This is a genomic window from Micromonospora sp. U56 (genome assembly GCF_018070095.1).
Taxonomy (GTDB): domain Bacteria; phylum Actinomycetota; class Actinomycetes; order Mycobacteriales; family Micromonosporaceae; genus Micromonospora; species Micromonospora purpureochromogenes.
In genome coordinates this window covers 1-11,591 of sequence record NZ_JAGPYL010000164.1, presented here as the reverse complement: position 1 = coordinate 11,591, position 11,591 = coordinate 1, and the positions used below count along the sequence as shown (strand labels likewise).

At 77.1% G+C, this 11,591-nt stretch carries 2 protein-coding genes; both read left to right on the top strand.

Annotation, left to right across the window (positions count from 1 at the left end):
• Window positions 1-4,184 (top strand): type I polyketide synthase (locus KBX37_RS31280; protein ID WP_210779453.1); only part of this gene is annotated, 4,184 nt, incomplete at its 5' end.
• A gap of 23 nt (window positions 4,185-4,207) precedes the next feature.
• A partial coding sequence (locus tag KBX37_RS35070; RefSeq protein WP_247659358.1) for a type I polyketide synthase occupies window positions 4,208-11,591 on the top strand: 7,384 nt, incomplete at its 3' end.

The window sequence follows — 11,591 nt, the reverse complement described above, 5'->3', positions numbered from 1 at the left end:
GCGCGGGCGAGTGCGGCCTGGCCCTGGCCGGCGGCGTGACGGTGATGTCCACCCCGGACTCGTTCGTCGGGTTCAGCCAGGACCGGGGGCTGGCCCCCAACGGCCGGTGCAAGTCCTTCTCCTCCGACGCCGACGGCACCGCCTGGGGCGAGGGCATCGGCCTGCTGCTGCTGGAACGCCTCGCCGACGCCCGCCGCCACGGCCACCCGGTGCTCGGGCTGGTCCGGGGCAGCGCGGTCAACTCCGACGGCGCCAGCAACGGCCTCTCCGCCCCCAACGGGCCGGCCCAGCAGCGGGTGATCCGGGCCGCGCTGGCCGCCGCGCAGCTCAGCGCCGACCAGGTCGACGCCGTCGAGGCGCACGGCACCGGCACCACCCTCGGCGACCCGATCGAGGCGCAGGCGCTGCTCGCCACGTACGGGCAGGGCCGACCGGCGGACCGGCCGCTCTGGTTGGGCTCGTTCAAGTCCAACGTCGGGCACGCGCAGGCCGCCGCCGGGGTCGGCGGGATCATCAAGATGCTGCAGGCGATGCGGCACGACACGCTGCCGCAGACCCTGCACGTCAAGGAACCCACCCCCAACGTGGACTGGTCCACCGGCAACGTGCGGCTGCTCACCGAGGCCCGGCCCTGGCCGCGCGGCGACCGCCCCCGCCGGGCCGGGGTCTCCGCGTTCGGGCTCAGCGGCACCAACGCCCACGTCATCGTCGAGGAGCCGCCCGCCGAGGCCGCCGGAGTCCAGGACACCGCCGCCCCCGTCCGCGACGACACCGCCTCGACGCGGGACGACGCTGGCGCGCGGCCGGTGGCGCTGCTGGTCTCCGGGCGGGACGAGCCGGCGCTGCGGGCGCAGGCCCGCCGGCTCGCCGGCCACCTGGAGGAGCGCGCCGACCAGGCCCCGGCTGACGTGGCGTACTCGCTGGCCACCACCCGCGCCGCGCTGGAGCACCGGGCCGCCGTCATCGGCGCCGACCACGCCGCGCTCCGTGCCGGCCTGGCCGCGCTCGCCGACGGCACCGCCGCCGCCCACCTGGTCCGCGACACGGTCCGCGTCGACGGCCGGACCGCCTTCTGCTTCACCGGGCAGGGCGCCCAGCGCCCCGGCATGGGACGGCAGCTGCACGCCGCCTTCCCGGCCTTCGCCGAGGCGTTCGCCGCCGCCGTCGCCGCCCTCGATGAGCACCTGGCCCGGCCGCTGCGCGAGGTGGTGTGGGGCGCCGACGCCGACCCGCTGAACGACACCGGGTACGCCCAGCCGGCGCTCTTCGCGCTGGAGGTGGCGCTGTACCGGCTGCTGGAGAGCTGGGGGGTACGCCCGGCGTACCTGGTCGGGCACTCCATCGGCGAGCTGGCCGCCGCGCACGTCGCCGGCGTGCTCACCCTGCCCGACACGGCGGCGCTGGTCGCCGCCCGGGGCCGGCTGATGGGGGCGCTGCCCCCCGGCGGGGCGATGGTCGCCGTGGAGGCGACCGAGGCGGAGGTCCGGCCGCTGCTCGACGAGCGGGTCGACCTGGCCGCGGTGAACGGCCCGACCGCCGTGGTGGTCTCCGGCGTGGAGGCGGCCGCGCTGGCCGTCGCCGAGCAGTTGCGCGGCCTCGGCCGGCGGACCCGACGGCTGGCCGTCTCGCACGCCTTCCACAGCCCGCTGATGGAACCCATGCTCGCCGACTTCGCCGAGGTCGCCCGGTCGCTGCGCTACACCGCGCCGACCCTGCCGGTGGTCTCCACGCTGACCGGGCAACCGGTCACCGGCGAGCTGACCGACCCCGAGCACTGGGTACGCCAGGTGCGCGGCACCGTCCGCTTCCACGACTCCGTACGGTGGCTCGCCGAGCAGGGCGTCACCACGTTCCTGGAGCTCGGCCCGGACGCGGCGCTCTCGGCCACCGGCCCGGACTGCGTCGGCGACGGCCGGGACGCGGTCTTCGTACCGCTGCTGCGCCGCGACCGGGACGAGGAGCGGGAACTGCTCACCGCGCTGGCCCGCGCGCACACCCGGGGCACGGCGGTCGACTGGGCGGCGGTGCACCCCGGCGCCCGCCGGGTCGAGCTGCCCACCTACGAGTTCCAGCGCCGCTGGTACTGGTGGGAGGCGCCCGAGCTGGCCGCCGCCGACCCGACCTTCCTCGACGACCTCGCCGCCGCCGACCCCGCCGCCCTCGCCGCCGACCTCGGCGTCGACCCGGCCGCCCTCGGCCAGGTGCTGCCCGCCCTGTCCGCGCTGCGCCGCCGGCACGCCGACCGGTCAGCGGTGGACGGCTGGCGCTACCGGGTGGTGTGGGAGTCCGTCGCCGACCCCGAGCCGGGCCCGGCGCCGCCGCGCTGGCTGGTCGCCGTGCCCGACGGGTACGACAACGACCTGCGGGTCGGCATGATCGCGGCCACCCTGGCCGAGCACGGCGGCGAGGTGGTCCGCCTCCCGGTGGCCGACGCGGACCGGGACGCCCTCGCCGCCCGGCTGCGCGAGCTGCCCGGCCCCGGCACGGTGCTGCTCTCCCTGCTCGCCCTCGACGACCGGCCGCATCCCGATCACCCGGCGCTGACCCGCGGCCTCGCCGCGACGGTGGCGCTGGTCCAGGCGCTCGGCGACGCCCAGCTCGACGCCCCGATCTGGTGCCTCACCACCGGCGCGGTCGCCGTCGACCCGAGCGAGTCCGCCGACCCGGCCCAGGCCGCCGTGCACGGCCTCGGCACCGGCCTCGCCCTCGACCTGCCCCGGCACTGGGGCGGGCTGGTCGACCTGCCCGAGTTCCCCGACCCGGCCGCCCTGCGCCGGCTGCGCGCCCTGGTCACCACCACCGGCGGCGAGGACCACGTGGCCATCCGCGACGGCGGGGTGCGCGCCCGCCGGATGGTCCGGGCCGCCCGGCCGGTCGCGCCGCCGTCGTGGCGGCCGCGCGGCACCGTGCTGGTCACCGGCGGCACCGGCGGCCTCGGCGCGCACGTGGCCCGTGCCCTGGCCCGGGCCGGCACCGAGCACCTGGTGCTGGTCGGCCGGCGCGGCGCGGACACCCCCGGCGCGGACGCGCTGGCCGCCGAGCTGACCGGCCTCGGCGCCGAGGTGACCCTCGCCGCGTGCGACGTCGCCGACCGCGACCAGCTCCGGGACCTGCTCGACGGGCTGCCCGCCCGGTGGCCGCTGACCGCCGTGGTGCACGCCGCCGGCGCCATGCAGCGCATCGCCCCGGTCGGGGAGCTGACCCTCGCCGAGATCGCCGACGTGGCCGCCGCCAAGGTGGCCGGCGCCGCCCACCTCGACGACCTGCTCGCCGACACCGAGCTGGACGCGTTCGTGCTCTTCTCCTCCGGCGCCGCCGTCTGGGGCAGCGCCGGGCAGGCCGGCTACGCCGCCGCCAACGCCTACCTGGACGCGCTGGCCGCCCGCCGCCGGGCCCGGGGCCTCGCCGCCGCCGCGATCGCCTGGGGCTCCTGGGACGGCGGCATGGTCGACGCCGAACTGGCCGCCGGAATGCGCCGCCTCGGCGCGCCACCGATGCGACCGGAGCTGGCGATCACCGCGCTGCCCGAGGCGTACCGGGCCGACGCCGGGGACCTCGTCGTCGCCGACATCGACTGGTCGCGCTTCGCCCCCGTCTACACCATGGCCCGGCGGCGGCCGCTGCTCGACGCGCTTCCCGAGGTGGCCGAGGCGGTCGCCGGCGACGCCACGAACGCCCCGACCGGGCTGGCCGACCGGCTCGCCGGGCTGCCGCCGGCCCAGCGGGCGCGGGCCCTGCTGGACACCGTCCGCGCCGAGGTGGCAGCGCTGCTCGGCTACGACAGCCCGGCCGCCCTCGACCCCGCCCGCCCCTTCGCCGACCTGGGCTTCGACTCGGTCGCCGCGATGGACCTGCGGCAGCGGCTCACCGCCGCCACCGGCCAGGCGCTGCCCGCCACGCTGGTCTTCGACCACCCGACGCCGGCCGCCGTGGCGGAGTTCCTCGGTGCCGAGCTGGGCGTCGGCGCCGCCGACGCGACCACCGGGCCGGCGGCCGACCTGGACCGGCTGGAGGCGTCGCTGGCCGCGCTGCCCGCGGACGACGCCGACCGGCCCGCGCTCGCCGCCCGGCTGCGCGCCCTGATCGGCCTGGTCGACCGCTCCGCCGGCGACGACCGGCTCGGCGAGGCGGCGACCGCCGACGAGATCTTCGACTTCATCGACAACGAACTCGGGTTGCGCTGACCCGCACAGGGGTGAGGACCGGCATGGCGGAGGACGGCAAGCTTCTCGACTACCTGAAGCGGGTGACGGCGGATCTCACGCAGACCCGCCAGCGGCTCCAGGAGGTCGAGGGCGTCGAGCGGGACCCGATCGCGATCGTGGCGATGGCGTGCCGCTACCCGGGAGACGTGCGGACCCCGGAGCAGCTGTGGGACCTGGTGGCCGGCGGGGTGGACGCGGTCGGGCCGCTGCCCACGGACCGGGGCTGGGACCTCACCCGGCTGCTCGCCGACGACCCCGACCGGATCGGCACCAGCTACGTCGCCGAGGGCGGCTTCCTCGCCGAGGCCGCCGAGTTCGACGCCGCCTTCTTCGGCATCTCCCCGCGCGAGGCGGCGGCGATGGACCCGCAGCAGCGGCTGATGCTGGAGGTCTCCTGGGAGGTGCTGGAACGCGCCGGCATCGCCCCCGACGCCGTGCGGGGCAAGCCGGTGGGCGTCTTCACCGGCTCCGGCTACCAGGACTACGGTGACCTGCTCAACGCCGCTCCCGAGGCGGCCGAGGCGTACCTGGGCACCGCGGCGGCGGCCTCGGTGATCGCCGGGCGGGTCGCGTACACGCTGGGGCTGGAGGGGCCCACGCTGACCGTGGACACCGCCTGCTCGTCGTCGCTGGTCGCGCTGCACCTGGCGGTGCAGGCGCTGCGCCGGCGCGAGTGCACGCTCGCGCTGGCCGGCGGGGTGATGGTGATGTCCACCCCGGCGCCGTTCGTGGCGTTCAGCCGGCAGCGCGGGCTCGCCCCCGACGGCCGCTGCAAGGCGTACTCCGACGACGCCGACGGCACCGGCTGGGCCGAGGGCGCCGGCGTGCTGCTGCTCGAACGGCTCTCCGACGCCCGCCGCAACGGCCACCCGGTGCTCGCCGTCGTGCGCGGCACCGCGGTCAACCAGGACGGCGCGTCCAACGGCCTCACCGCCCCCAGCGGCCCCGCCCAGCAGCGGGTCATCCGCGCCGCCCTGGCCAACGCGCAGCTCCCGCCCGGGGAGGTCGACGTGGTCGAGGGGCACGGCACCGGCACCACCCTCGGCGACCCGATCGAGGCGCAGGCGCTGCTCGCCACTTACGGGCAGGTCCGGCCGGCGGACCGGCCGCTCTGGCTCGGCTCGCTGAAGTCCAACTTCGGGCACGCGCAGGCCGCCGCCGGGGTCGGCGGTGTGATCAAGATGGTGCAGGCCATCCGGCACGGCCTGCTGCCGAAGAGCCTGCACGTCGGCACCCCGTCGTCGCACGTGGACTGGACACCGGGGACCGTCCGCCCGCTCGCCGAGGCGCTGCCCTGGCCCGAGCTGGGCCGCCCCCGCCGGGCCGCGGTCTCCTCCTTCGGGGTCGCCGGCACCAACGCGCACGCCATCATCGAGCAGGCCCCCGAGGAGGAGCCGGCCGAGGTCACGCCGCCGGAGCCGGCGCCGTCGGGGCGTACCCTCGCGTGGATCCTGTCGGCCCGTGACCCGGAGGCGCTGCGCGCGCAGGCCGCGCGGCTCGCCGCCGTCGCGGCCGGGCCCGACCCGGCCGACGTCGGGCACGCCCTGGTCACCGGCCGCTCCGCGCTGGAACACCGCGCGGTCGTCACCGGTACGGACACCGCCGCGCTGCTGGCCGGCCTGACCGCCCTCGCCGACGACCGCGATGCCACCAACCTGGTCCGCGGCACCGCCCGCACCGACGCCCGGGTCGCGTTCGTCTTCCCCGGCCAGGGCTCGCAGTGGGCCGGGATGGCGGTCGAGCTGCTCGACTCGTCGCCGGTCTTCGCCGCGAAGATCGCCGAGTGCGCCCGCGCGCTGGAACCCTTCGTCGACTGGGACCTGGTCGACGTGCTGCGCGGCGTGCCCGGCGCGCCCACCCTCGACCCGGTCGACGTGGTGCAGCCGGTGCTCTGGTCGGTGATGGTCTCGCTGGCCCAGCTGTGGCGCAGCCACGGCATCGAACCGGCGGCCGTGGTCGGCCACTCGCAGGGCGAGATCGCCGCCGCCTGCGTCGCCGGCGCGCTCACCCTCGACGACGGCGCCCGGGTCGTCGCCCTGCGCAGCCAGGTCATCGCCGCCGAGCTGGCCGGCCTGGGCGGGATGATGTCGGTCTCGCTGCCCGCCGACGCCGCCCGCGAGCGGCTCGCCGGCTGGGCGGGACGGCTCTCCCTCGCCGCCGTCAACGGCCCCGGCTCGGTGGTGGTCTGCGGCGAGGTGGACGCCCTCACCGCGTTCCAGGCCGAACTGGCCGCCGAGGAGATCCGCACCCGGATGATCCCGGTGGACTACGCCTCGCACTCCGTCTTCGTCGAGGGCATCCGGGACCGGCTCGCCGAACTGCTCGCCCCGGTCCGCCCCCGCACCGCGGAGGTGCCGTTCTACTCGGCGGTCACCGGTGCCCAGCTGGACACCACCGCCCTCGACGGCGGCTACTGGTACACCAACCTGCGGCAGACCGTGCTCTTCGCCGACGCCACCCGGGCGATGCTCGCCGACGGGCTGACCGTCTTCGTCGAGCCCAGCGCCCACCCGACGCTCAAGGTCGGTATCGAGGAGACCGTCACCGACGCCGGCGTCCCGGCCGTCGTGATCGGTACGCTGCGCCGCGACGACGGCGGACCGGACCGCCTCGCCACCTCGCTCGCCGAGGCGTACGTCCACGGCGTCGCGGTGGACTGGCTGCCGCTGTTCGAGGGGCGGCCGGGGCGGCGGGTGCAGCTGCCGACGTACCCGTTCCAGCGTCGCCGGCACTGGCTGGACGCCGCCGCCACCGGCACCGGGGACGTCACCGGCGCCGGCCAGCGTCCCGCCGACCACCTGCTGCTCAGCGCGGTCGTCGCCACCCCCGCCGACGACGGGGTGGTGCTCACCGGGCGCATCTCCACCGGCACCCACCCGTGGCTGGCCGACCACGCCGTCGCCGGCACCGTGCTGGTCCCCGGCACCGGCCTGGTCGAGCTGGCGCTGCGCGCCGGCGACGAGGTCGGCTGCCCGACCGTCAGCGAGCTGACCATCGGCGCGCCGCTGGTGCTCGCCGACGGCGCCGGCGTGCAACTGCGGGTCGCCGTCGGCGCGGCGGGGGAGCGCGGCGCCCGACCGGTCAGCGTCTGGTCCCGGGCCGAGGACGCCACCCCCGAGGCGCCCTGGCAGCGGCACGCCACCGGCCAGCTCGCCCCGGCCACCGCCCGCCCCGCCGACGGCCTGCGGCAGTGGCCGCCGGCCGGTGCCACCGCCGTGGACGTCGCCGCCCTCTACCCGGAGCTGGCCGACGCCGGGCTGGCCTACGGGCCGGTGTTCCAGGGGCTGCGGGCCGCCTGGCGGGCCGGCGCCGAGGTGTACGCGGAGGTGGAGCTGCCCGAGGAGGCCACCGCCGACGCCGAGCGGGCCGACCTGCACCCCGCTCTGCTCGACGCCGCGCTGCACGCGGTCGCCCTCACCGACGCCGTCGACGACCGGGCGCTGCTGCCGTTCGCCTTCACCGGGGTCACCCTGCACGCGGTCGGGGCGTCCAGCCTGCGGGTGCGGATCACCCCGCTGCGCGCCGGCGAGGTCGCCGTCGAGGCTGCCGACGCCACCGGCGCGCCGGTGCTCTCGCTGGACTCCCTCGTCCTGCGGCCGCTCCCGGCCGACCTCGCCCCGGCGGCGGCCGGGCCGGTCGCCGAGGCGCTCCACCGCACCGCCTGGACGCCCGTGCCCACGCCGCCGCCCGCGCCCGTCCAGGTCGGACGGTGGGACGCCGGCGAGGTCGCCGACGTGGTGGTGCTGCCGGTCACCGGCGGCGCCGACGCGGCGTCGGTGCACGACACCACCCGCCGCGTGCTCGCCGACCTCCAGACCTGGCTGGCCGACGACCGGTACGCCGCCAGCACCCTGCTGGTGCTCACCCGCGGCGCGGTCGGCCGCGACGGCGAGGACGTCACCGATCTGGCCGGCGCCGCCGTCTGGGGGCTGGTCCGCTCCGCCCAGTCGGAGCACCCGGACCGGATCGTCCTCGCCGACACCGACGTCGACGTCACCGACGCCGTCGCGCTCGCGCCGACCCTCGTCGCCGCCGGTGAGCCGCAACTGCTGCGACGCGCTGGCGACCTGTTCGCCACCCGGCTGGTCCGCGCGTCGGCCACCGGCGAGGAGCCGCCGGCCGGCCGGATCGACCCGGCCGGCACCGTGCTGGTCACCGGCGCCAGCGGCACCCTCGCCGCCATCGTCGCCCGCCACCTGGTCCTCGCCCACGGCGTACGCCACCTGCTGCTGCTCAGCCGGCGCGGACCGGCCGCCCCGGACGCGGCCGAGCTGGCGGCCGAGCTGACCGGGCTGGGCGCCGCGGTCGCGCAGGTCGCCTGTGACGTCACCGACCGGGGCGCCCTCGCCGCCGTGCTGGCCGACGTCCCGGCCGAGCGTCCGCTGACCGCGGTGGTGCACACCGCCGGCGTGCTCGACGACGGCACCATCGCCTCGCTCACCCCCGAACAGCTCGACGCCGTGCTCGCCCCGAAGGTGGACGCGGCGCTGCACCTGCACGAGCTGACCCGCGACGCGGACCTCGGCGCGTTCGTCCTGTTCGGCTCCGCGGCCGGCGTGGTCGGCGCGCCCGGGCAGGGCAACTACGCGGCGGCGAACGCGTTCCTCGCCGGCCTCGCCGCGCACCGTCGGGCGCAGGGGCTCGCCGGCCAGTGCCTGGCCTGGGGGTTCTGGGCGCAGGCCACCGGCATGACCGGGCGGCTCGGCGGCGTCGACCGGGCGCGCATCTCCCGCAGCGGCATGATCGGGCTCACCGTCGACGAGGGGCTGACCCTGCTCGACGCCGCCCTGGACCGCCCCGACGCCCTGCTGCTGCCGGTCCGCTTCGACCTCGCCGCCGTACGCGCCCAGGGCGACGTGCCGGCGCTGTTCCGTACCTTGCTGCCGGTGGCCCGGCGCAGCGCCGCCGGGGTACGCGCCGACGCCGGCTCCCTGGTGGACCGGCTGCTCCGGCTGCCCGAGGCGGACCGCGAGCAGGCGCTGCTCGACCTCGTGCTGGACCGGGTGGCGCTGGTGCTCGGCTTCACCTCCGCCGCCGCCGTCGCCCCGGAGCGGGCGTTCCGCGAACTGGGCTTCGACTCGCTCACCGCGGTCGAGTTCCGCAACCGGCTCAACCAGACCCTCGGCCTGCGGCTGCCGGTCACCGCGGTCTTCGACTACCCCTCACCGGCCGGGCTGGCCCGCTTCCTGGTCGACGAGCTCTCCGGTACCGCCGCCGTGCCGTCCGCCGTGGCGGCGGCGAAGCCGGTCGACGAGCCGATCGCCATCGTCGCCATGAGCTGCCGCTTCCCCGGCGGGGTCAGCTCGCCGGAGGAGCTGTGGCGGCTGGTCGCCGACGGGGTGGACGCCATCGGCGACTTCCCCGCCGACCGGGGCTGGAACGTCGACCAGTTGCACGACCCCGACTTCACCACGCCCAACAGCAGCTACACCCGCTCCGGCGGCTTCCTCCACGACGCCGCCGACTTCGACCCCGCGTTCTTCGGGATCAGCCCCAACGAGGCGCTGGGCATGGACCCACAGCAACGGTTGCTGCTGGAGTGCGCCTGGGAGACCTTTGAGCGGGCCGGCATCGACCCGGCGACGCTCAAGGGCAGCCCCACCGGCGTCTTCGCCGGCCTGATGTACCACGACTACCCGGCCAACAGCGGCACCGGCGCGGTGGCCTCCGGCCGGGTGGCGTACGTGCTCGGCCTGGAGGGGCCGGCGGTGACCATCGACACCGCCTGCTCGTCGTCGCTAGTGGCGCTGCACCTGGCCGCGCAGGCGCTGCGGTCGGGGGAGTGCGACCTGGCGCTGGCCGGCGGGGTCAGCGTGATGGCCACCCCGGAGATCTTCGTCGAGTTCAGCCGGCAGCGGGCACTGTCCCCGGACGGCCGCTGCCGCGCCTTCGCCGCCGCCGCGGCCGGCACCGGCATCGCCGAGGGTGCCGGGTTCCTGCTGGTCGAGCGGCTCTCCGACGCCCGCCGCAACGGTCACCCGGTCCTCGCCGTGGTGCGCGGCTCGGCGGTCAACTCCGACGGCGCGTCCAACGGCATGACCGCGCCGAACGGCCCGTCGCAACAGCGGGTGATCCGCGCCGCGCTCGCCTCGGCCGGCGTCCCGGCCGCCGAGGTCGACCTGGTCGAGGCGCACGGCACGGGCACGACCCTGGGCGACCCGATCGAGGCGCAGGCGCTGCTGGCCACGTACGGCCGGGAGCGGCCTGCCGACCGGCCACTCTGGCTCGGTTCGGTCAAGTCGAACCTGGGCCACACCCAGGCGGCGGCCGGGGTGGCCGGGGTGATGAAGGTCGTCCTCGCCATGCGGCACGGGGCGATGCCCCGGACGCTGCACGTGGACGCGCCGTCGCCGCAGGTGGACTGGTCCGCCGGTGCGGTGGAGCTGTTGACCGAGGCGCGCCAGTGGCCGGTGAACGGGCATCCGCGCCGGGCCGGGGTGTCGTCGTTCGGCATCAGTGGCACCAACGCGCACGTCATCATCGAGCAGGCCCCGGACGAAGCCCCGACGCCGGCCGGCCCTGCCCCGGACGCCGCCGGCCCGGTCGTGCCCTGGCTGGTGTCCGCCCGGTCGGAGGCGGCGCTGCGGGCCCAGGCCGGGCGGCTCTCCGCGTACGCGGGCGAACACCCCGACCTGCGCGACGGCGACATCGGGTGGTCCCTCGCCACCGGGCGGGCCCGATGGGAACGGCGGGCCGTCGTCCTCGGCGTCGACCGGACCGAGCTGCGGCGCGGCCTCGACGCCCTCGCGGCCGGCACGCCCGACCCGACGCTCGTGTCCGGCGTGGCCCGATCGGGTGGCCGGTTGGCGGTGCTGTTCACCGGTCAGGGCGCGCAGCGCCTGGGGATGGGTCGCTCGCTGCACGCGGTGTTCCCGGTGTTCGCGGCTGCGTTCGATGCGGTGGTGTCCGAGTTGGACGCGCATCTGGACCGGCCGTTGCGTGATGTCGTCTGGGGTGACGATGAGGAGCTGATCCGGCGGACGGGTTATGCGCAGGCCGGTCTGTTCGCGGTCGAGGTCGCCCTGTTCCGCGTGGTGGAGTCGTGGGGTGTGCGGCCGGATTTCGTGGCCGGGCATTCGATCGGTGAGTTGGCTGCGGCGCATGTGGCTGGGGTGTTGTCGTTGGTGGACGCGGCTCGGTTGGTGGCGGCGCGGAGTCGGTTGATGCAGGCGTTGCCGGCTGGTGGGGCGATGGTGGCGGTGCGGGCGTCGGAGGAGGAGGTGCGGGCGGCGCTCGGGGGTCCGGGTGTGGTGGTCGGCTCCTTTGGAGCTGATGTCGTAAACGACTCAGCCGGCAACGGCAACGGGACCGGTGTGGGCACCGGCGATGGTGGCGGTCCCGTGGCCGCTGGCGGTGTGGACATCGCGGCGGTCAACGGCCCCCGGT